Annotated in this window: 18 protein-coding genes and 1 pseudogene; 12 read left to right on the top strand and 7 right to left on the bottom strand. The window is 71.0% G+C overall.

Features of this window, described 5'->3' with window-relative positions:
- Positions 1-12 precede the first annotated feature (12 nt).
- On the bottom strand, positions 13-1,245 hold the full coding sequence (locus tag C1N81_RS44180; protein ID WP_394437574.1) for an alpha/beta hydrolase: 1,233 nt from the start codon (positions 1,243-1,245) through the stop codon (positions 13-15).
- Positions 1,246-1,430: 185 nt separating this feature from the next.
- Between C1N81_RS44180 and C1N81_RS44175 the strand changes: the two genes are divergently transcribed.
- The 3 genes from C1N81_RS44175 (at position 1,431) to C1N81_RS44165 (ending at position 5,757) form a co-directional block, all read left to right on the top strand.
- The gene (locus C1N81_RS44175) at positions 1,431-3,167 is read left to right on the top strand and encodes a phosphatidylglycerol lysyltransferase domain-containing protein (RefSeq protein WP_394438586.1); all 1,737 of its coding nucleotides are present in this window, start codon (positions 1,431-1,433) and stop codon (positions 3,165-3,167) included.
- A 435-nt stretch (positions 3,168-3,602) separates the two neighbouring features.
- Positions 3,603-4,280: a response regulator transcription factor gene (locus tag C1N81_RS44170; protein ID WP_394438584.1), complete on the top strand. Its 678-nt coding sequence runs from the start codon at positions 3,603-3,605 to the stop codon at positions 4,278-4,280.
- A gap of 1 nt (position 4,281) precedes the next feature.
- Complete coding sequence (locus tag C1N81_RS44165) at positions 4,282-5,757, top strand: sensor histidine kinase (RefSeq protein WP_394437572.1); 1,476 nt, start codon at positions 4,282-4,284, stop codon at positions 5,755-5,757.
- 55 nt (positions 5,758-5,812) lie between these two features.
- On the opposite strand, the gene C1N81_RS44160 is transcribed toward C1N81_RS44165, so the two are convergent.
- Positions 5,813-6,661, bottom strand: a complete 849-nt coding sequence (locus C1N81_RS44160; RefSeq protein ID WP_394437570.1) for a COG4705 family protein — start codon at positions 6,659-6,661, stop codon at positions 5,813-5,815.
- 168 nt (positions 6,662-6,829) lie between these two features.
- Here C1N81_RS44160 and C1N81_RS44155 point away from each other — a divergent pair, with 168 nt between their 5' ends.
- Complete coding sequence (locus C1N81_RS44155) at positions 6,830-7,888, top strand: bile acid:sodium symporter family protein (protein WP_394437568.1); 1,059 nt, start codon at positions 6,830-6,832, stop codon at positions 7,886-7,888.
- Between the two features lie 297 nt (positions 7,889-8,185).
- Here the strand turns inward: C1N81_RS44155 and C1N81_RS44150 are convergent.
- Positions 8,186-8,382, bottom strand: a pseudogene (locus C1N81_RS44150) (BlaI/MecI/CopY family transcriptional regulator); the annotation flags it as partial.
- 178 nt (positions 8,383-8,560) lie between these two features.
- Here C1N81_RS44150 and C1N81_RS44145 point away from each other — a divergent pair.
- The 6 genes from C1N81_RS44145 (at position 8,561) to C1N81_RS44120 (ending at position 14,264) form a co-directional block, all read left to right on the top strand.
- Positions 8,561-9,250: a DedA family protein gene (locus tag C1N81_RS44145; protein ID WP_394437567.1), complete on the top strand. Its 690-nt coding sequence runs from the start codon at positions 8,561-8,563 to the stop codon at positions 9,248-9,250.
- The gene (locus C1N81_RS44140) at positions 9,247-9,852 is read left to right on the top strand and encodes a phosphatase PAP2 family protein (RefSeq protein ID WP_394437565.1); all 606 of its coding nucleotides are present in this window, start codon (positions 9,247-9,249) and stop codon (positions 9,850-9,852) included. Before C1N81_RS44145 ends, C1N81_RS44140 begins: the two co-directional genes overlap by 4 nt.
- Positions 9,849-10,637: a phosphatase PAP2 family protein gene (locus C1N81_RS44135; protein ID WP_394437564.1), complete on the top strand. Its 789-nt coding sequence runs from the start codon at positions 9,849-9,851 to the stop codon at positions 10,635-10,637. The genes C1N81_RS44140 and C1N81_RS44135 overlap by 4 nt, the downstream gene beginning before the upstream one ends.
- Positions 10,591-11,253 carry a response regulator transcription factor gene (locus C1N81_RS44130; protein ID WP_394437562.1) on the top strand — a complete coding sequence of 221 codons (663 nt, stop codon included), beginning with the start codon at positions 10,591-10,593 and terminating at the stop codon, positions 11,251-11,253. The genes C1N81_RS44135 and C1N81_RS44130 overlap by 47 nt, the downstream gene beginning before the upstream one ends.
- The gene (locus C1N81_RS44125) at positions 11,250-12,620 is read left to right on the top strand and encodes a sensor histidine kinase (protein ID WP_394437560.1); all 1,371 of its coding nucleotides are present in this window, start codon (positions 11,250-11,252) and stop codon (positions 12,618-12,620) included. The genes C1N81_RS44130 and C1N81_RS44125 overlap by 4 nt, the downstream gene beginning before the upstream one ends.
- A gap of 261 nt (positions 12,621-12,881) precedes the next feature.
- On the top strand, positions 12,882-14,264 hold the full coding sequence (locus tag C1N81_RS44120) for a hypothetical protein (protein ID WP_394437558.1): 1,383 nt from the start codon (positions 12,882-12,884) through the stop codon (positions 14,262-14,264).
- 247 nt (positions 14,265-14,511) lie between these two features.
- Here the strand turns inward: C1N81_RS44120 and C1N81_RS44115 are convergent, their stop codons facing one another.
- Positions 14,512-15,135, bottom strand: a complete 624-nt coding sequence (locus tag C1N81_RS44115) for a PRC-barrel domain-containing protein (protein WP_394437556.1) — start codon at positions 15,133-15,135, stop codon at positions 14,512-14,514.
- A 357-nt stretch (positions 15,136-15,492) separates the two neighbouring features.
- Here C1N81_RS44115 and C1N81_RS44110 point away from each other — a divergent pair, with 357 nt between their 5' ends.
- The gene (locus C1N81_RS44110) at positions 15,493-15,969 is read left to right on the top strand and encodes a hypothetical protein (RefSeq protein ID WP_394437554.1); all 477 of its coding nucleotides are present in this window, start codon (positions 15,493-15,495) and stop codon (positions 15,967-15,969) included.
- Between the two features lie 236 nt (positions 15,970-16,205).
- Here C1N81_RS44110 and C1N81_RS44105 read toward each other — a convergent pair whose 3' ends face one another.
- The 3 genes from C1N81_RS44105 to C1N81_RS44095 form a co-directional block, all read right to left on the bottom strand.
- The gene (locus tag C1N81_RS44105) at positions 16,206-17,015 is read right to left on the bottom strand and encodes an SAM-dependent methyltransferase (protein WP_394438583.1); all 810 of its coding nucleotides are present in this window, start codon (positions 17,013-17,015) and stop codon (positions 16,206-16,208) included.
- Positions 17,016-17,210: 195 nt separating this feature from the next.
- Positions 17,211-17,987 (bottom strand): polysaccharide lyase family 7 protein, encoded by a 777-nt coding sequence (locus C1N81_RS44100; RefSeq protein WP_394437552.1) that lies wholly within the window; start codon positions 17,985-17,987, stop codon positions 17,211-17,213.
- Positions 17,988-18,212: 225 nt separating this feature from the next.
- A complete protein-coding gene (locus C1N81_RS44095; protein WP_394437550.1) occupies positions 18,213-18,812 on the bottom strand; it encodes a TetR/AcrR family transcriptional regulator in 600 nt (199 codons plus the stop codon).
- A gap of 84 nt (positions 18,813-18,896) precedes the next feature.
- On the opposite strand from C1N81_RS44095, the gene C1N81_RS44090 reads away from it, so the two are divergent.
- The gene (locus tag C1N81_RS44090) at positions 18,897-19,634 is read left to right on the top strand and encodes an SDR family NAD(P)-dependent oxidoreductase (RefSeq protein ID WP_394437548.1); all 738 of its coding nucleotides are present in this window, start codon (positions 18,897-18,899) and stop codon (positions 19,632-19,634) included.
- The last annotated feature ends 44 nt before the right edge of the window (positions 19,635-19,678 follow it).

Here is a 19,678-nt window from a genome sequence, read left to right as displayed (position 1 = left end):
GGCGCCGGCCGCTCAGCGGCCCAGGACGGGCCGCGCTCCGGGCGAGGCCGCCTGGGCGGTGCGCCGCGGCTTGCGGGCCGGTGCCGTGTCCTGGGGAAACGTCAGCTGCCTGCCCATCCACTCGGTGGCGGGCCCGATCTCGCGCCGCCACGTGGTGAAGTGGTGGCTGCCGCTGTCCAGGATGATCCGTGCCGAGGTCATCGGCGGTTTCACGGCCTTGAGGAACCGCAGCGTCGGACCGTAGTCACGCTCGCCGTGCCGGCTGCTCGCCACCAGGACCGAGACCCGCGGCACCGGCAGATGCCGCAGCCGCCACACCAGATCGTGTCCCTCCTGCAGGTGCCGCGCCCGCGGCCCGGATCCGAACAGGTTGCCGGTCGCCAGGTCGTCCTTGATCTTGTAATCGGCGGAGAGGGCGGCAGCCGCCGTGTACGCCCCGGGGTCGCGCAGGGCGAGTTGCAGCGCACAGGAACCACCCGACGAGTAGCCGAGGGCACCCCACGCACTGGGGTCGTGCCCGACTCGGTACGCCGACTTCACCGCGGCGGGCAGGTCTTTCGTGAAGAACGTCTCCGCCTTCGGCCCGCCGGGCACATCCACGCACTCCGTGTCGCGCGGCGGCGCGATCGTCGGCCGCACCATGACGATCACCGTCGGCTGGAGCCTGCCGCTCCGCTCCAGCCCGGCGGCTGTCTGCGGGACCTGGAGGTGCTGGCCGAGGTTGACGATGCCGCCGGGATAACCGCTGATCGCCACGATCACCGGGAACCGCTGGCGGTGATACTGACGCTGGAAGTACTGCGGCGGCAGATAGACGAACGCAGGGACGACGGCTCCCGTGCGACGCCCGACGATCCGGACCGACTCGACCCGGCCCGCCCGCGCGGCCGGCCCGGCCGGCAGACCCGTCACCCGGTCGAGCCCCTGCGGCCCGGCCGCCTCCACGAGGCCGCTCTGCGCTCCGAACACGCCGCCCCCGCCGCCGGAGGCCGTGAGGTGTCCGGGCGCCGTAGGGACGTGGCCGACCAGCTCGCCCCACGTGCCGTAGAAGTCGAAATGCACATTCACCATGACCGCGCATGCCGTCAGGATCGCCAGCTGCGTGGCCGCGATGGCACCCAGCCGGCCGAGGACGGCTGCCGGGCCACGCCGGGCGAGCCGTGGCCACACCCAAACCGTCAACCCCGAACACGCCAGGGCGACCAGTACCGTCACGCACTCCAGCGTCCGACTCGTCAGACCCATCTCTGCTCCACCTCTCACCGGGGACAGGACAGCTGCCCTCGAAGACAGCTGTCCTTCGAAAAGAGGCCCGCACCGCGCGGCCGGTTTGCTCCGCCGCGCGTTCTCACCGTCCCCTTCACCGGCTCTTACCTCGCCGATGACCAGCACACCTACGCTGAGCAGCCGTGAAACCTCGCCCCGCCACCATGGCCGGCCACACGTGCCTGTTCATCGGGCTCATCGACATCGCGACGGCCATCTCCCCGCACGTGCGCGCCGGCCGCCTCGAACGCGTCGCGCCCTACGTCCCCGGCCTCACCGAGGACGTGACCCGCGCCGCCACTCTCGTCGCGGGCGTCCTGCTCGTCCTGCTCGCCCGGGGGCTGCGCCGCCGCAAACGGCGGGCGTGGGAGGCGGCCGTCGCCCTCCTCGCCGTCAGCGCGCTGGTGCAGGGGGTACGCCACCACGCCTTCGTCGCGGCCACGGTCTCCGCGCTGCTCTGCGCCGCCCTCGTCGTGCTGCGCGCCGAGTTCCGGGCCGAGAGCGATCCGCGCGGCAGAAGCCGCGCCCTGGGCAACCTGCTGCTCCTCGGCGCGGTCAGCATCGGCCTCGGCCTGCTCATCGTCGGCATCCGCGCCGATCAGGAGGCCGGGCACGGCATCTCCTTCACCGACCGCCTCCAGCAGGTCCTTTACGGGCTCGCCGGAATGGCGGGGCCGCTGACGTACGACGACGACCGGGTCGGCGACATCGTGGGCGCCTGCCTGCTCGCCCTCGGCCTGCTCACCGCCTCGACCACCGCCTACCTGGCCCTGCGCCCCGTCCGGCTCACCGCCGACGACGACAGCTCCCGCCTGCGCGCCCTCCTGGCGCGTGAAGGCCGGCGCGACTCCCTCGGCTACTTCGCCCTGCGCGGCGACAAGACCGTCCTGTACTCGGCAACCGGCAAAGCGGCCATCGCCTACCGCATCGTCTCCGGTGTCGCCCTCGCCGGCGGCGACCCACTCGGCGACCCGGAGGCCTGGCCGGGCGCCATCAAGGACTTCCTCAACCAGTGCGCACGGCACGCCTGGACCCCGGCCGTCATGGGCTGCAGCGAACTGGGCGCACACATCTGGACCCGTGAAGGCGGCCTGCACGCCCTGGAGCTCGGGGACGAGGCAATCGTCGACTGCGCCGACTTCGCCCTCACCGGGCGTGCGATGCGCAACGTACGGCAAATGGTCCACCGCATCGAACGCAGCGGCTACACCTGCCAAGTGCACCGCGTGAGCGCCCTGAGCGATGAAGAGAAGCAGCACCTGCGGGAGGCCGCCGCCGCCTGGCGGGGCAGCGCCACCGAACGCGGCTTCTCCATGGCGCTCGGCCGTTTCGGCGACCCGTCCGACAGCGACTGCGTCGTCGTCACCGCCCACCAGACGGCCGCGGACGGCACCCAGCGCATCCGCGCCCTGCTGCACTTCGTCCCCTGGGGCGAGGACGGCCTCTCCCTCGACCTCATGCGCCGCGACCGCACCGCCGACCCCGGCCTCAACGAACTCCTCATCGTCGCCGCGCTGCGCGCCGCACCCGGCCTCGGCATCGCCCGCGTCTCCCTCAACTTCGCCGTCTTCCGCGCCGCGCTGGCGCGCGGCGAACGCATCGGCGCGGGCCCGGTGCTGCGCGGCTGGCGGGCACTGCTCGTCTTCCTCTCCCGCTGGTTCCAGATCGAGTCGCTCTACCGCTTCAACGCCAAATTCCGGCCCCGCTGGCAGCCCCGCTTCGTCGTCTACCCCACAGCCCGCGATCTCCCCCGCATCGGCTGGGCCTGCCTCCAGGCCGAAGCCTTCGTCATCCTTCCCAGGCCCGCCGAGCGACTCCGGCAATGGGCGCGACACCGCTACCCGGGCACCCCCGCGGAACCGGCGGTCGCCGGGGAACACCTGCACGACGGCGGGCACTGAGCCATTCTCACCGCCATTCTCACCGTAGTCTTGCCGTCCCTTGGCCCGGGGCTTGCCCGCCCCCGCCACCATGGAGTGGAACACCCGGCCACGGGACACCTCCGGCTCCCGCCGCGCGTCGGCGGCACGGCACGAGCCGGACTGCCCCACCCGGCACGGCCGTGCCCTCCATGCCTCGGCTCATGCGGGGGCCTCCCCCGGCGCCGTGCCGGGAGACGGTGTTCGCCCGTTGCCCGGGGCTGTGGGGACAGGCCTCGGGCAACCGGCCCGGCCAAAACGCCCGATCCACCGATCGTCCCCGGTGAGAGGCGGGTAAGAAGCCTCCCGGGAAACCGCCGCACACTCGATTCGGCAAGGCCACCGGGGCAGACTGGGGATGTGTCACGTCCAGTCGCGTCACCCGCCGCCCCTCCGCCCACCACGCCCACCGCCACGGTGCTGCTCGCCGAGGACGACCGTGCGATCCGCCACGCGCTCGCCCGCGCCCTCACCCTGGAGGGCTACGCCGTCACGGCCGTCGCCGACGGCATCGAGGCGCTGGCCACCGCGCACCGCTCGACGCCCGACATCCTCGTCCTGGACGTGATGATGCCGGGCATCGACGGCCTTCAGGTGTGCCGGGTGTTGCGCGCCGAGGGCGACCGCACACCCATCCTCATGCTGACCGCCCTCGTGGAGACCCCCGACCGGATCGCGGGGCTCGACGCGGGCGCGGACGACTACGTCGCCAAACCCTTCGACGTCGAGGAGGTCTTCGCCCGCCTGCGCGCCCTGCTGCGCCGCGCCGTACCGGTACCGGACGAGGCGTCGTGCCACCAGGTCACCGCCGCCGATGTGCGGGTGGATCCGGCCGCCCGGCGCGCCTGGCGCGGCGGACGCGAACTCTGCCTGACCCGCACGGAGTTCGACCTCCTGGAACTGCTGGTCCGAAACGGCGGCATCGTCCTCGACCACGCCACGATCTACGACCGCATCTGGGGCTACGACTTCGGCCCCGGCTCGAAGAACCTCGCGGTCTACGTCGGCTACCTCCGGCGCAAGGTCGACGAGCCGGACCGGCCGCCCCTCATCCACACGGTCAGAGGCGTGGGCTACGTGCTGCGGGAGGCATGAGATGCACCCTCGTGGGGACGCCGGCGCCGCACCGTTCGACGCCCGCTCCCCCACACCACACCGCCAGCGCTTCGAACGACGGCGGGCCGGCAGCCTGCGCACGACGCTGGCCATCGCGTTCGTGCTGGTCGCGATCGGTGTCACTGCTCTGGTGGGTGTCCTGTCCTACCGTTCCGCGGCCCGCCTCGTCCGCGTCGACCAGGAGGCCGTGTTCGACGAGGTCGTGCACGATCTGCGCGTTCAGGTGCGCCAGCACGCACGCACGCCGGACGACTTCGCCTCCGGCGACCCGGATCACGACGGGCCCCGCGACGAACTGACCCGCCGCCTGGGCACCGACGTCCAGGTACTCGACGCCCTCGGCGCCCCGACCGACCGGGGCCGTCCCGCGCTCCCCGTGGACGTCGAGGCCCGCCGGACCGCCGGCGCCACCACCCCGGGCGCCCTCACGAAGGCCGACGCCGTACGAATCGACGGCGACGAGTACCGCGTCGCCACCGTGGCGCTCGGTGGTCGGCGGGGCGCGGTGCAGGTCGCCCAGCAGTTCAGCGACACCGAGGACCTGCTCAAGGAGTTGCAGAAGCGCACGCTGCTGTTCGCTGCCGCGGTCGTGCTCGCGGCGGGCCTGTTCGGCTGGTGGTTGGCCGGCCGTATCACCTCGCGGCTCGTGCGCCTCGCGGAGACCGCCGAACAGGTGGCGTCCACCGGCCGGTTCGATGTCGCGGTGCCGGTCACCGGCGGGGACGAGGTCGCCAGCCTGGGCCGCTCCTTCGACCGGATGCTGGGCCGGCTCGCCCGCTCGGTGGAGGACCAGCGGCGCCTGGTCCAGGACGCGGGCCATGAACTGCGCACGCCGCTCACCTCGCTCCGGACGAACATCTCGCTCCTGCGCCGTATCGACGAACTGCCCCGGGCCACCCGCGAGGAGCTCGTCGACGACCTGACCAGCGAATCCCGTGAACTGACCGATCTGGTCAACGAGTTGGTGGACCTCGCGGCAGGACAGCAGAACGACGAGCCGCCCGTCGAGGTGGCGCTCGCCGACATCGCCCAGGACGTCGCCACAGTGGCGCGCCGCCGCACCGGCCGCACGGTCAGGGTGCGCTCCGCATCCGACACGACCGTCATCGGCCGACCGGCGCAACTCCAGCGCGCCCTCTCCAACCTGGTCGAGAACGCCACCAAGTTCGACGCGCACGGCACGGACCCCGTCGAGATCGTCGTCACCCGGGGCGGGGCGGGCAACCTCCGCGCGGAGGTCCTCGACCGCGGCCCCGGCCTGTCGGACGTCGACATCGAGCGCGTCTTCGACCGCTTCTACCGCGCACCCGCCGCCCGCAGCCTGCCCGGCTCCGGCCTGGGCCTGTCGATCGTCCGGGAGGTCGCGGCGGCCCACGGCGGCGTACCGTTCGCCGCCCGGCGGGAGGGCGGCGGAGCCGTGATCGGGTTCACGATCACCAGGGTGGCCCCGGGCTGACACCCACCCCTGGAGGTGCGATCCACCGCGCCCTCCGGGACGAGGCGCATCAGCTTCAGCCCGACTGCCGCGCGGCCGCCGCGTCGTGTCCGACCGGCGCGACGTCCCGGCGCGTCACCGACAGGTAGACCACCAGGGCGAGGATGACGGCCAGGAAGAGCCCGCTGGCGACGACGGTGCCGAGGCCGAGACCACCGTCACCGTTCGGCTGGGAGAGGTAGTCGCCGATCGAAGCGCCCAGGGGGCGGGTGAGGATGTAGGCGATCCAGAAGCTCCACACCGCGTTCAGGCCGAGGGCGAAGTGCGCGACGGCCACGGCGCCGATGGCCGCGGCGAACAGGAGCGCGGCCAGCCAGTAGCCGAGATCCATCCGCTCCGAGACCAGGTCACCCGCCGCGGTGCCGAGGGCGAAGGTGAACAGGACGGCCAGCCAGTAGAACGCTTCACGGCCGGTGGTGTCGATGCTGTGGATCGACAGGGTCCGCTCGCGCCTGTACCAGACGATGAACACGACGGCGAGGACGGCCGCGAACACCACCGTGCTCGTCTGCAGCGGCACGCCCATGTTGTCGGTGAGGTTGTCGCTGATCAGCGTGCCGACGACGCTGATCAGGGCGACGGCCAGCCAGTAGACGCCCGCCCGGTAGGCGCTGGTGCGGAACTGCACGACCAGGGCGACGGCGAGGAGCACGCTCATCAGCACCGATACACCGGTCAGGCCGAGCCCCATCTTCTCGTTGAGCAGGTCGGCCGCGGTCTCGCCGACCGTCGTGCACAGGACCTTGATGACCCAGAAGTAGACGGTGACTTCGGGGACCTTGTTCAGTCGCAGGCGACGCGCGTGCCCGGCGGGGCCGCTGGTGTCCCGCGCGGCGTCCGGGGTTTCTGAGAGTTCGTAGGTCATGGGGGACGAAGGTGCCACCGGGTACCTGAACGTTTCCTGACCGCCCGCGGTGATCACCGTCCGCCCGCGTGCCCCGCGCGCATGATGGGCACATGCACCGGCATCGACTGCACCCGCGGATATCGGCGTTCCGTCCCGCCCCGCCCGATGTGACGGAAGAAGACCACCGTGCCTCCCCTGCCCGTTCCTCCCTCGTTCCTCGACCGTGCGACCGACCATCTGCGCCGTCGTCTCGGCCTCGCGGTCCTCATCGCCTACGCCGCCGCCCTGCTGCTGCCCGGCCCCGGCCTGTGGCTCCGCCACCCACACACCGTGCCGCCGACGGGCCCGGCCCACCTGACGCTGCGCACGGCCTCGTTCCTGCTCTCACTGGTGCTGTTCGCGGCCGGGCTCCAAGTACCCGTGCGGGCCATGGGCCAAATTGTGCGAAGGCCCATGGCCATGCTGGCCGGGCTCGTGCTGCATCTGCTGATTCCGGTGCTCGTTCTGCCGGTGGTCGCCTTCCTCCTGCGGCGCACCCCGGACTCCGACGGCGGCAGCGGACTGCTGACCGCCATGGCCCTGGTGGTCGCGATGCCCGTGGCCGCGGGCGCCACCGTATGGACGAGCAAGGGCGAGGGTGACCAGCCGACCATGGTGGGGCTCGTCCTCGGCTCCACTCTGCTCAGTCCCCTCACCACCCCGGTCCTGCTGGCGGCGACGGTGCCCTTGCTCAGCGAAGACTACGCACAAGCCCTGACCGGCATCAGCCACTCGGCGCACAGCGGATTCACCCTCGCCACCGTCGTCCTGCCCTGCGCCGCGGGGCTGCTGTGCACGCTGGTGCTGCCGCCGGTGGTGCTGGCCCGCCTGTTGCGGGGCGTGGTGCCATTGGCCCTGGTGGGCTCGCTCCTGCTCACGTACGTCAACGCCAGCGGTGCTCTCGGGTCCTTCCTCGCCCACCCTCGCCCGCTCCTGCTCGCCGCGGCGCTCGCCGTCGCCGCCCTGGTGTGCCTGCTCTCCTTCGCCCTCGGCCGGGTCGCCGCCCGGGTACTGCGCCTCGACACGCCTGTGGCCTCTTCGCTGACGCTGGCCTGCGGAATGAACAACAGCAGCGCGGGCGCGGTGCTGATCACTACGTCGCTGCCCGACAGGCCCCATCTGCTGCTGCCGGTTCTGGCATACGGAGTGCTGCAGAAGATGGCCGCCGGACGCGTCGTGACCGGTCCTCGGCCAGTTCCCACGTAGCGGCCGGCGCGCCCCGGCATGTGCTCGTCAGGCGCTGTCCCGCGGCTCGGCGCGGCCTACCGGCACCATCGAAGAGGGGCGTCGCCTCGCCGTCGATGGTGCCTTCGTCCGTCACGTCGAAGGCGAGCGCGTCCTCGAGGTCGCGCACCGTCAGGCGCACGGTGGAGCGCAGCCGTTCAGCCACCGCGCCCTGTTGAGTGATCGCCGCGCACACCCAGGTCGCCAGCGTCGCCGCCGCGGCCGCCGACAGCCAGTCCCGCTCGGCGCCGGCAAGGTGGTCGGCTCCGGCTCCATCGTGCGCCGCGCCGTCAGTCCCGGGGCGTCCTGTACGGGGCGTAAACGAAGCCGCGTCCCTGTCGTTCCCGGCGGACGAGTCCCTCTTCGTACAGGCGATTGACGATCGTCGCCACGGTCGTGCGGGCCAGGCCGAAGCCGAGTTCGCTGCGCAGCCGTTGTGGTGTGAGCGGGGTTCCGGCGGCCCACAGCGCCGCCATGACGGCGCTCTCCAGCTCGCCTGCAGGCCGCCACCACGTCGCGCGCCTCGGTCACGGGAACGCTCCTCCTTGCGCTAGCGTCTACAGTAACGTAGACCGTCTACAGAATTGTAGTCGCACGGCCGGGTGCTGCCGCACAGGAACATCCGGCGCGACCCACCCGAGGGAGCCCACGACGATGACCCCAGCCATGCACTTGTCGTCGCAGATCGCCGTCAATGTGCTGGATGCCCGCTCCCTGCTGTCCGCGTTCGGCGCACTGGGCGTGGGAGTAGTGCTCTTCGCCGAGACAGGGCTCCTGTTCGGCTTCTTCCTGCCGGGTGACTCGCTGCTGTTCACGGCGGGGCTGCTGTGCACCGGCAGCGCCGACCGCGGACTGCAGCTGTCCCTCGCCCCGCTCCTGGCCGCCGCGGCGGCCGGGGCCCTGGCAGGCTCGCAGTGCGGCTATCTGTTGGGCCGCAGAGCGGGCGGCGCACTGCTGAACCGCAGCCACTCGCCCCGCCTGCACGAAGGAGCCCGGCGGGCGGAGGAACTGCTCGCCCGCTACGGGCACGCGAAGGCGATCGTGCTGGCCCGCTTCGTCCCGGTGGTACGCACGGTCCTGAACCCGATGGCGGGCGCCCTGGGAGTCCCGGCGCGGACGTTCACCCTCTGGCAGGTCTGCGGCGGACTGGTGTGGAGCATCGGACTCGTTCTGGCCGGCTACGCCCTGGGCTCCTCCGTGCCGAACGTGGACCGGTACCTGCTTCCTCTGGTGGCGGCGATCGTGGCCCTGTCGCTGATCCCGCTCGTCCTCGAGGTCCTCCGCTCCCGCCGGGGGGCGCCTGCTGCCGCGCAGAACGCGGCACGGAAGGAGGCCCAGCGATGATCACCGCGTTCGACGGCTCGTCCATCGACGGCTCGTCCACCATCGCCGTCGTGGGTTGGGCCCGGCACGCTCCGTCGTGGCTGAACGACACTGTCGCGGCATGGTCGACGTACGGCCTGGCCCTGTTCGCCGTACTCATGGTCATCGCCTGGTGGCGGGCCCGGCAGGTGAGCGCGGGTGCGGCGGTGACGGCGCTCGCCGTCCCGCTGATCGTGGCCGGGGCCTTCGCCGTGGACGCGGCGCTGAAGCTGGTGGTGCGCGAGGACCGGCCCTGCCGGAGTCTGCACGTCACCACACTGGAGGCATGCCCGGCCCCTGACGACTGGTCCTTCCCCAGCAATCACGCGGCCATCGCCACCGCCGCGGCCGTCGCCCTGCTACTCGTGTCGCGCGCACTTGGCGTCGTCGCGGTGCCGGCCGCCGCTGCCATGGTGGTCTCGCGTGTCTGGGTCGGCGCGCACTACCCCCATGACGTGCTCGCCGGGGTCGTCGTCGGCGCGCTCACCGCGCTGCTCGTCCTGCCGGCCGCACGCGCCGGCGCGCAGCGTCTGGCCCCGCGCCTCGCGGCGACCCGCCTGCGTCCACTCCTTGCGGCGCCATGACGCGCCGCGGCGTCCTCGTCCGCGCCGGCGGCTGCTGCCTGGGCGCGTGGACGGCGTTCGGCCTGCTGACCATGGTCGTGGCGGGCCAGGACGGAAAACCGCTGTCCGTGGACCACGGCCTTCTGGACTGGTCCGTGGACCATAGCCCGGCCGTGGTGCTGGCCCTCGCCCGCGCACTGACCGACACCGGGACCGCCGTGGTCCCGTACGTGCTGGCCGTGCTCGCCGGGATCGTCGCAGGGCGCACCATGCGGCAGCGCGCGCTCACCGTCCCGCTCTGCCTGGCCTGCCTCGGAGCGGGCCAGGCCCTGCGCTACGGGCTGATGACGCTCGTCGAGCGGCCCCGCCCGCCGCAGGACGACTGGCGCACCCACGCCTCGGGCTGGGCCTTCCCCTCCGGACACACCACCACGGCGGCCCTCACCGCGGGGCTGCTGATCGTCGCCGTCCTCGTCCGCGACCCGCGAGGCCGGACGATGCTGTGCGCGACCATCGGCTGCTGGGCTGCGCTCGTCGGACTCACCCGCGTCTACCTGGGCGTGCACTGGTTCACCGACGTCCTCGGCGGCTGGCTGCTCGCGCTCGGCTGGCTGGGCGTGTCCCTGGCTGCCACGGTCCGCTGGCTGCCCGAACTCCGGACGCCACGCACGCCTGACACGGGTGCGCCCGGCGCCGCCACCCACCCCTCCGGCACGGAAGCGCGCCGGACGGTCCAGGCACGAAAGAACGAGGAGGACCATGCGCCCGACGATCCTGGTCGCGGAAGACGATCACGGCCTGCGTGACGTGCTGCTGCGGGGGCTGCGCGACGAGGACTTCGACACCGTCGCCGCGCCGGACGGCAGCACCGCCCTGCGCCTTGCCACCACCGGCATCGCCGCCGTCGTCCTCGACATCGGGCTGCCCGACGCCGACGGCCGGGACGTGTGCCAGGCGATGCGCGCGAACGGATTCGCCGCCCCCGTCATCTTCCTGACCGCCCGCCACCACCTCACCGACCGGCTCTCCGGATTCGCGGCCGGAGGCGACGACTACCTGCCCAAGCCGTTCCACCTCGCCGAACTCAGCGCACGCGTCCGGGCCCTCCTCAAACGGGCCGCGCCCCCGCTCCCCACGACGACGGGAGACCTGGCCCTGGACGCCACGCGGCACACAGTCGACGTCCGGGGCACCCCGATCGACCTGACGCCGACCGAATTTCGCCTCCTCGCCACCCTCATGGCCGCGTCCGGCACGCTCGTCAGCCGCCGCGACCTGGTCCGAGCGGCATGGCCCGAAGGCGCCCTCGTCCACGACAACACACTCGACCAGTACCTGACCCGGCTGCGCCGCAAGCTGCGCGAAGCGGGCAGCGGGCAATCGATCGCCACCGCCCGAGGGATCGGCCACCGCCTGGCATGAACGACGTCCACGACCGCCCGCACGCCACCGCCCTGCACCGACTGGCCCCCAGCACCCTGCGCGGCCGGCTCTCCCTGCTGGCCCTCATCACCGCGACCCTGGTCGTGCTGGTCCTCACCATCGCCTTCAACACGGCGGCCCAGCACCGCCTCCAGCACCAGGCGGACGACGAACTGCGCACCCGCGCCGCCGCGGTCGCGACGACCATCGACACCGAAGGCACGACCGTGCGCGTCCTGGAGACCTCCCACGACGGACTCCTCGACGCCAACGTGTGGATCTACGCCGGCCACCACCTCCTCGAACAACCGCCCACCGCGGGCCGCCTGACCCGCGTCGCCACCGCCCTCGCCGGACACGGCGGCCATCGGTGCCTGACCACCGACGTCCACGGCCCCCTCCGCCTGTGCTCCTCCCCGCTCCCCGGAACACCCAGCCCGGCCACCGTCGTCACCGCGCTCGACCTCTCCCCCTACCGCGGTTCCGCCAACACCCTGCTCCTGGGCTCACTCGCCCTCGACATCATCATGCTCACCTGCACCTACGCCCTGACACGCCTGGCCGTCGGCCGCGCCCTGCACCCCGTGCGCACCATGACCGACCAAGCCATCCAGTGGAGCGCCGTCGCATCCGAGGACCGCTTCGCCAGCACCCGGCACCCGGCCGAACTCGCCCGGCTCGGCGCGTCGCTGGACTCGATCCTCGACCGCATCCGCACCGTCCTGCGCCACGAGCGGCAGCTCACCGGGGAACTCTCGCACGAGCTGCGCACCCCGCTGAGCCGGATCATCGCCGAGCTCGACTGGTGGCGGACCCGCCCCCGCACCGCTGAGCAGACGCACGCCACCCACCAGGTCATCGCCGACTCGGCGGAGTCGATGCGCACCATCTGTGACACGCTTCTGGACGACGCCCGGGACAGCGCGCACACCGGTCCCGGCACAGCCGAGGTACTGCCCACCCTGCGCCACCTCACGAGGACCCTGCACCCACCGAGCCCCGTCGCCATCACCATCGAAGGGCCCCATCTGGTGGCCGGAGTTCCATCCGCCCTCCTCCAACGCATCGTCAGCCCGCTCCTCACCAACGCCTGCCGCTACGCGCACGCCACCGTCCATCTCCGCGCCCGGCCCGCTCACGGCGGCGTACGCGTCGATGTCACCGACGACGGCCCCGGCATCCCCTCCGTGTTCGCCCCGCACCTCTTCGAACCCGGCCGCCGGGCGGACCCCGCCGACGGCCACAGCGGGGCGGGCCTGGGCCTGCCCCTGGCCCGCCGCCTCGCCCTCGCCGCGGGCGGAACGGTGACATACGACGCCGCGCATGCGCCCGGAGCACGGTTCGTGGTGCACCTGCCCGGCGGGTGAACCACGGCACACCCGTAGATGAGGGCAGACCCGGAGTGCGGCAAGAGTTCAGTGAGAGAGTCGGCGTTCACGCCTCGTCGCAGCCCGGTTGGCGACATCTTCGAGAGGCGATGAGTGCGTGCTTCCATCGTGCTCCCGCCCGCGGGACGCACGGCCCACCCCTCACGCGACCTTCGAAAGAGGCCATCAGTCGGACTGCGGACCAGATGGTCCTCCCACCACGACGGTCAGGCAGTAGACGGGCATGGAGACGGGAGGGGCATGACGCACCGGCTCGAACGGTACGGAACACCTGGGCACCTCTTGCACTCAGGACGCATCGGCCGCATTCCCTTGCGGTGGCATCACCTTGTCCTTGCGGCGTGGACGGCCCTGTGGATCCCCGCGGCCGAACTCCATGAGGCCATCTCCTGGCACTACTTCAGGACCGGCGAGCAGTTGCTGTTCAACGGCACACCCGGGGGCGGACTCGCCTTGTACGCCCACCACCCGGAACTCCAGATCGGCCCGGTCAGCTTCCTGACCGCCGCCCTCTTCGCCCCGTTCCGCTTTCACACCGGCGAGGAACTCGCCGATGCGTTCATGTTCGTCCTCGGTCTGTGCATACTCGTGCTGATCGGCCGGGTCGCCGCCGACCACTACCGTGCCACCGGCATCGACACCCGTCACCTGCACCGTTGTCTTCTGATCGCGGGGGCCGCCTTCGCCCCCATGTGGCTCGAGGTCGCGGTCCGCTTCGGGCACCTCGACGACGTCCTCGCCCTGTTCTTCACCACCCTCGCCGTACACGCCCTGTTTCGCGGACACGCCATCGCCGTCGCGCTATTCCTCGCGCTCGCCATCGACTCGAAGCCCTGGGCGGTCGGGTTCCTGCCGCTGCTTCTGGCCATGCCGCGCTCCGCACGGCTGCGGCCTGCCGCTCTGCTCGCCGCTCTGGTCGCCGCCGCGTGGCTCCCTTTCTATCTCTCGAACCCGACCAGTACGGCGGCCGCCCGGTTCACCATCCGCAACCACCCCGCCTCCGCGCTGCGTTGGCTCGGTGTCCACACCGCCGGCACCCCCTGGTGGGACCGGCCCGCCCAGATGGCCCTCGGTATCCTCCTGGGGCTCGTGGCCCTGCGGCGCGGACGCCGGCCCGCGATCGTCCTGCTCGCCGTGGACGCCCGTATCCTCCTGGACCCCGGCGTCCACGCGTACTACGACGCGTCAGACTACGTCCAGTGCGTCTGTACTTTGCAGGCGGCGGACCCGGCTTTCGTCGAGGTCCTGACCATCGCCCTCCCCTCCAGCGCCGTCGAGTCCCGACGCGCCGCAGCGGGCCGCGGTGTGCTCGAGCTCATCTCGCGCGCCAAGAAAGCCGGTCATCTGCGACAGGACTTCAGCGACCGCGACCTCACCATCTTGCTGATCGCCAACTCCGGCGTCATGAGCGCGATCGGCACCACGTCGTCCGACGCCCTACGTCGCCTCACTGCCCAGATGCTGCGCGCCTTCGCCACCCCGAACGCGCCTCTCACACCGATACCGGACGCCCCACCCCGCGCGGAGCTCTACCACGCCATGATCAATCTCCTGCGATCACAGGCGCCGTGTCAGTTGCCAGTCGGTTCCGGGCCCACCCGGCGAACACGTCAAGGCCGGTGAGGGACGCGGTGACGGCCATACGGCCGCCCGTGAGGAAGGGCAGGACGGCACATCCGGCGATGACGGTCTGTTCTTCCCCGCAAACAAGGCCACCGACATGAACACGATGTTCTCCGACTGAGCCCCCCTCTCGCGGGCTCGGCCGGAGAACACCGTCGCCGCCACGCATCCAGGACCGTCGACCCCAGCTGGTGCCCGGCGTGGGACGCGGGCGGGCAGCGCTGCCTCATCTGCGGTGCAGCGGGGTTCACACTCCGCTGTCGCGTCCGGCTCCTGCCTCGCCGCCGTTGGCCGGAACCGTCGTGTGGACATTCTCGGCGATCGCGATACGCGTCAGCCGCGCCTCACCGGTCCGGCTGCCACTGTGGTGTGCGTCGTCACGAGAGTCGTCTCCGGTAGTCGCGGCGGCTCCAGCCACGCCTACGGGTGCAGAGCGGGTGTACTCGTCCTCCCCCGGCTGTGCCTCCGCGACGGCGCCTCCAGAGGTCTCACCTGTGACGTCGTCGGGCCGGTGGCCACTGTTGCCCGCAGCGCTGCCGGCCACGCCCACGGGGGCGGACACCCGCAGCCCGTAGTGCGCGAACAGTTCCCGCTCCTCCTGCGCCTCCAACCGGCTGTCCCCCGCAACCCGCGCGGCTTCCGCAATGAGCTCCTTGGCGTAGGGAACATGCAGTTCGCCCTCCGCAGCCCGCGCCCGGTACAGGGGGACGAAGGACTCGGCGTCACCGAACAGACCGGTCTTCACCGACACCCATTCCGCCGCCCCGGAATGGGTGTCGCGATACACATGCGCGACGGCCCCGACCTCGTCCCCCACAGCGTCGTACAGGGTCAGTCCGGTCAGCCGCTCGACAGTCAGGAATTCGCTCATCAGACAGCCCTTTCGCATGAGGTGGCTACGTGTTTATACGTGCTGCGCTCCCCGCCGAGATCCGGGTCGCGGAGGCCGTCTACGGGTGCCCCTCGTCCTCCGAGATCAATCATCGTGGTGAGAGGCTCCCGTAGCTCCACGCCACGGTCTTCGGCGCGGGCACGGGCCTCGCGGGCCTACCTCGCCGAGCGCGGCACGGGACGAGCCGTCGGCGTCGGCCTCCTGCCGGTCGCGTCGAACGTGTCGGCCAGGCTCGAGAAGGCGCTTATGGGGAATCTTTATGTGGAATCTTCAGGATCTCCGTGGGAAGGAGACGAAGGCCGGCTCCGAACTCGAATCCCCCACTAGGAGTTCCTGATGCTCGAGATCAGACGCGAACGCGCCCTTGGACGCACCTACCAGATCTTCTCCGATGGCAGGCGGATCGCGGAGTGGTCCATGCGTGCCTGGAAGTCAGGCGGACGGGTGGAGTTGGCGGGCGAAACCTTTGAGTTGCGGTCCTCCGGATGGGGACGTTCCTTCGAGATGCTGGAAGGGAGCGCAGAGGGAACGCTCCGGTCCCGGGCCCACCGATCCGGCCGGCGCTGGCACATCTCCGACGCGTCAGGAGAGTACGAGCTGAAGCGACCATCGGCATTCCGCGGCAAGAGGCAACTGGTGTCGCAGGACGTCGTGGTCGGGGAGTTCCGGCCCAGTCGTTTCGGCAGCGGTCTGACCGCCGACTTCACTGACGTGCCCGTCCCCGTGCAGGTCTTCGCGGGCCTGATCGTCCTCTCGATGCAGCAGCGCCAGACCGCGGCCGCGGCCGCAGCCGCCGCGAGCTCAAGCAGCTGACAGCGGCGCGCCCTTGAACCGCGGCGCTGCTGAGCGCCGCGAGCAAGGGCGGGTCGGCTACGGCCATAGGCCCGGGTTGGACGCCCTGCCTTTCGGTAGCGACCGGGGCGCGGTTCTGGTCCGCTGCTGCGGAGACGCCGACGTGTCCCGCCTGTGACAACAGGCGGGACACGTCCAGACCTCACGTACACATGGACGTACGTGTACAGGCTCGGCGTCGCAACAACGCCAGGGCCTCAACTCTTGCGTGCCACACCGCAGTACGCGACGTCCACGGCATCCTCCGTCGGCTGCATGTCGTCCGGCCGCCAGGCCGACGTCGTGACGACGCCGGGGTCCACGGCCTCAAGGCCCGCGAAGTAGGCGGCGATCTCTTCCGGCGAGCGCAGGTGGTAGGTGTTGGCCGACTGCGCGTTGTAGGCGGTCACGGCGGCGTTCAGCGCCTCGTTGGTGTTGATCCCGTCGCTCAAGGCCACGTAGCTTCCGGCAGGCAGCGCATCCAGGTACGCGGCGACCAGTTCCCGGGGCCGGTCGGCGTCCGACAGCTGCCCCATGATGCCGAGCAGGGTCAGAGCGACCGGCCGGCTGAAGTCCAGTGTGTTCGCCGCCTCGGCCAGGATGCGTTCCGGGTTGCGCACGTCCTCCGAGATGTACGCGCACGCCCCTTCCGGGCTGCTCGTGAGCAGGGCACGGGCGTGGGCGAGAACGAGCGGGTCGTTGTCGACGTAGACGATCCGGCTGTCCGGCGCGATGCGCTGCGCCACCTCGTGGGTGTTGTCGGCGGTGGGCAGCCCAGTGCCGATGTCGAGGAACTGCCTGATGCCCGCCTCGGCCGTGAGGAAGCGCACGGCACGCGTGAGGAAGGCGCGCTGCAGCCGGGCCACGGCCGCGAATTCCGGGAAGGTCGACAGAATGGCGTCGCCGACCTCACTGTCCACGGGGTAGTTGTCCTTGCCGCCCAGCAGGTAGTTCCAGACACGGGCCGAGTGCGGGCGGTCCGTCTGCAGCCTGCTCTTCACATCAGCATTCACATCATCCATGGGCATAGCTTCACACGGCGCAAGGGGCGGCAAGGCCAACTCCACGATGACGATGCCCTTTTCACGTACTACGGACAAGCCCGGCCGCGATCTGGACACGGCCGGGCTGTGTGACGCGCCGGGGCGACGCTTTCGGCGACACGCTCGGGACATCGAGATGCTCAGCGTCGACGCGTCGGGGAGGCTGTCGCCACCACCTTGTCAGCCGTGCGAGACGTTGAGCCCGTAGAAGGCGACCCGCGCACCCTTGGTGGTGCTGCTCGACGAGGACTGGTTGTAGGAGCCGGCCTTGAAGTACTGCTTGTACGGGGAGAACGACGAGGGGATGTCGTAGTGGGTGGTGCTGCCGTTGACGGTCACGTCGAGCGTGTCACCACCGGAGACGGCGATCGTGTAACTCCACGTCTTGCCGACCGCCACATGTCCCACCGTGTGCGTCGTCTGGCCGCCCGACGGCGAGTTCTCCGTACCCACCACGATGTCACCACTCGACCGGTAGTACAGCTCCACCAGAGGCTTGGTGGAGCTTCCGCCGGTGCCGAGGTGGATCTGCCCGACGCACACGTTGGACGTGACCGAGACGACGCGCAGGGTCGCGCTCAGCTTGTGGCTGCCGCCCAGCGACCAGTCTGCGGCGCTGCCACTGCGATTCATCTCCCGTAGCTCGGAGCGGGCGTAGTTCGAGTTCGGGGTGGTGACGCCCTTCTCCGGCGCCCAGAAGGTCATCGCGCCGTCGCGGGTGTCGGTGTAGAAGTACGCGTCCTGGAAGCCGTTCGCACCCTGGAGTCGCGACGAAGGAATGGTTGTCGGCGAACCCGGCGAGCCGACGGGTTCCTGCAACTGCCATACGGACAGGTCGAAGTTGCCGCCGGGCGCCTTGCCGGGGTCGGCGGCGCTGGCGCTGGGGCCGCCGAACAGGGCGAGGGCGGAGACGATGCCGACGACCGTGGCAGCGGACTGGATTCTGGTGCGGTGCATGGGGGGTTCCTCCAGGGCTGGGGCGACTTTTCGCGTTCACGTATCTGAAGGTTGAGTTCTCTTGTGAACTCGACGTGCGCCGAACCTAGAGGTCTGCACCAATGCAGTCAAGAGAATGAACAGAGGCGTCGCTTCATGTCCGGCCGCCTGCATACAGCCCCCGCCGAGGCATCTGAATCAGCCGACAGCCGCGCGGGCGCACGGCGCCTGGGACGCGGGGCTTCCCTACGCCTCGGGCTTGGGGAGGACCGCCAGTGCGGTGTCCGCAACGGCGCGCAGCGTCTGTGGATCCAGGCCGGCTTTGCCGACCGCCTCGATACCGCGGACGACGGTCAGCAGCAATGCCGCCAACTGCTCCGGGTCTGCGGCTTTGTCGATGTCGCCGTGGCGTTGGGCCGCGCTGATCTCGTTGCGCAGCAGGGTCAGCAGCGCCGTCATGGTCCGGGTGGACTGTGCGGCCACTGTCGGATCGTTCTGGGCCAGTTCCGCCGCCCCCTTGGCCAGCAGGCATCCGCGGCGCTCGGTGTCCCGAGCGGAGTTCTCTGCCATGAGGTGTACGTACGTGGAGAGCCGGGCCATGGCTTCCGCGTCCGGACCGCCCGCCATCCGCTCTTCGGCGACCTCGACGATGGCGGTGCACCAGTCGCCGAACACGCGGTGGAACAGCTGGCTCTTGTCGCCGAAGGCGCCGTACAGGCTGCCCTTGCCCAGGCCGGTCGCGCGGGCGATGTCATCCATCCGGGTTCCGGCGTAGCCCGATGCCCAGAACTGTTCCCGGGCCCGCTCAAGGACTTGTTGTTCGTCGAAGGCGCGTGGTCGGGGCATGGTGCCAGCGTACCCATTCTTGACTGGATCGTCCATAACGGCCTAGGTTGTGGACGATCCAGTCCAGAACCGAAGGGGTTCGACATGCCAGGCGTGTTGCAGGAGAAGGTGGCCGTGATCACCGGCGGGACCAGCGGGATCGGGCTGGCCATCGCCCACCGTTTCATCCGGGAGGGCGCGCGGGTCTTCGTGACCGGCCGTGACACCGACCGCCTGCAGGCGGCACTCCAAGAGCTGGGCCCTGCGGCCACCGGCGTCGTCTCCGACGTCTCGGTCCTGGACGACCTGGACGCGCTCTACGCGCGCGTCGGCGAGGAGGCCGGGCGCATCGACGTCCTGGTGGCCAACGCGGGCATCGTCGCGGACGCCACGCTCGGCGCCCACACCGAGGCGAACGTCGACCTGACACTAGCCGTCAACGTCAAGGGCCCGCTGTTCACCGTGCAAAAGGCGCTCCCGCTACTGTCGCGAAACGCCTCCATCCTGGTCATCGGCTCCAGCAACAGCGTGCGGCCCAACGACCAACTCGAGGTCTACAGCGCCTCCAAGGCAGCGCTGAGCAACCTCGTGCACAACTGGGCCCGGCAATCACGGGAGCGCCGGTTCCGGGTCAACATCCTCAGCCCCGGACCCACTCGCACCCCCGCCCTGCTCAGCGCCGCGGGACCGGACGCCGACCAGTTCGCCGAAGCCACCGTGCCCCTGGGACGCCTCGCCGACCCCGACGAGATCGCCGAAGCCGCCCTCTTCCTGGCCTCGGACGCCTCCTCCTTCGTCACCGGCGCCGAACTCTTCGCGGACGGCGGCTACACCCGGGCCTGAACCACACACACTCGGCGGACGCCGTGAGCGAGGCTGACCACCTC

The sequence above is a fragment of the Streptomyces sp. SGAir0957 genome (genome assembly GCF_043523415.1).
The sequence above is the reverse complement of the archived record's forward strand: the minus strand, read 5'-3'. Positions and strand labels throughout refer to the sequence as shown.

Coding starts and splice junctions, on each gene's coding strand:
- C1N81_RS44115 (WP_394437556.1), bottom strand. CDS start 15,135: ATGAGCGAATTCCTGACTGTCGAGCGGCTGACCGGACTGACCCTGTAC.
- C1N81_RS44090 (WP_394437548.1), top strand. CDS start 18,897: ATGCCAGGCGTGTTGCAGGAGAAGGTGGCCGTGATCACCGGCGGGACC.
- C1N81_RS44110 (WP_394437554.1), top strand. CDS start 15,493: ATGCTCGAGATCAGACGCGAACGCGCCCTTGGACGCACCTACCAGATC.
- C1N81_RS44135 (WP_394437564.1), top strand. CDS start 9,849: ATGACGCGCCGCGGCGTCCTCGTCCGCGCCGGCGGCTGCTGCCTGGGC.
- C1N81_RS44100 (WP_394437552.1), bottom strand. CDS start 17,987: ATGCACCGCACCAGAATCCAGTCCGCTGCCACGGTCGTCGGCATCGTC.
- C1N81_RS44105 (WP_394438583.1), bottom strand. CDS start 17,015: ATGCCCATGGATGATGTGAATGCTGATGTGAAGAGCAGGCTGCAGACG.
- C1N81_RS44160 (WP_394437570.1), bottom strand. CDS start 6,661: ATGACCTACGAACTCTCAGAAACCCCGGACGCCGCGCGGGACACCAGC.
- C1N81_RS44130 (WP_394437562.1), top strand. CDS start 10,591: ATGCGCCCGACGATCCTGGTCGCGGAAGACGATCACGGCCTGCGTGAC.
- C1N81_RS44125 (WP_394437560.1), top strand. CDS start 11,250: ATGAACGACGTCCACGACCGCCCGCACGCCACCGCCCTGCACCGACTG.
- C1N81_RS44175 (WP_394438586.1), top strand. CDS start 1,431: ATGGCCGGCCACACGTGCCTGTTCATCGGGCTCATCGACATCGCGACG.
- C1N81_RS44145 (WP_394437567.1), top strand. CDS start 8,561: ATGACCCCAGCCATGCACTTGTCGTCGCAGATCGCCGTCAATGTGCTG.
- C1N81_RS44140 (WP_394437565.1), top strand. CDS start 9,247: ATGATCACCGCGTTCGACGGCTCGTCCATCGACGGCTCGTCCACCATC.
- C1N81_RS44095 (WP_394437550.1), bottom strand. CDS start 18,812: ATGCCCCGACCACGCGCCTTCGACGAACAACAAGTCCTTGAGCGGGCC.
- C1N81_RS44165 (WP_394437572.1), top strand. CDS start 4,282: ATGCACCCTCGTGGGGACGCCGGCGCCGCACCGTTCGACGCCCGCTCC.
- C1N81_RS44120 (WP_394437558.1), top strand. CDS start 12,882: ATGACGCACCGGCTCGAACGGTACGGAACACCTGGGCACCTCTTGCAC.
- C1N81_RS44180 (WP_394437574.1), bottom strand. CDS start 1,245: ATGGGTCTGACGAGTCGGACGCTGGAGTGCGTGACGGTACTGGTCGCC.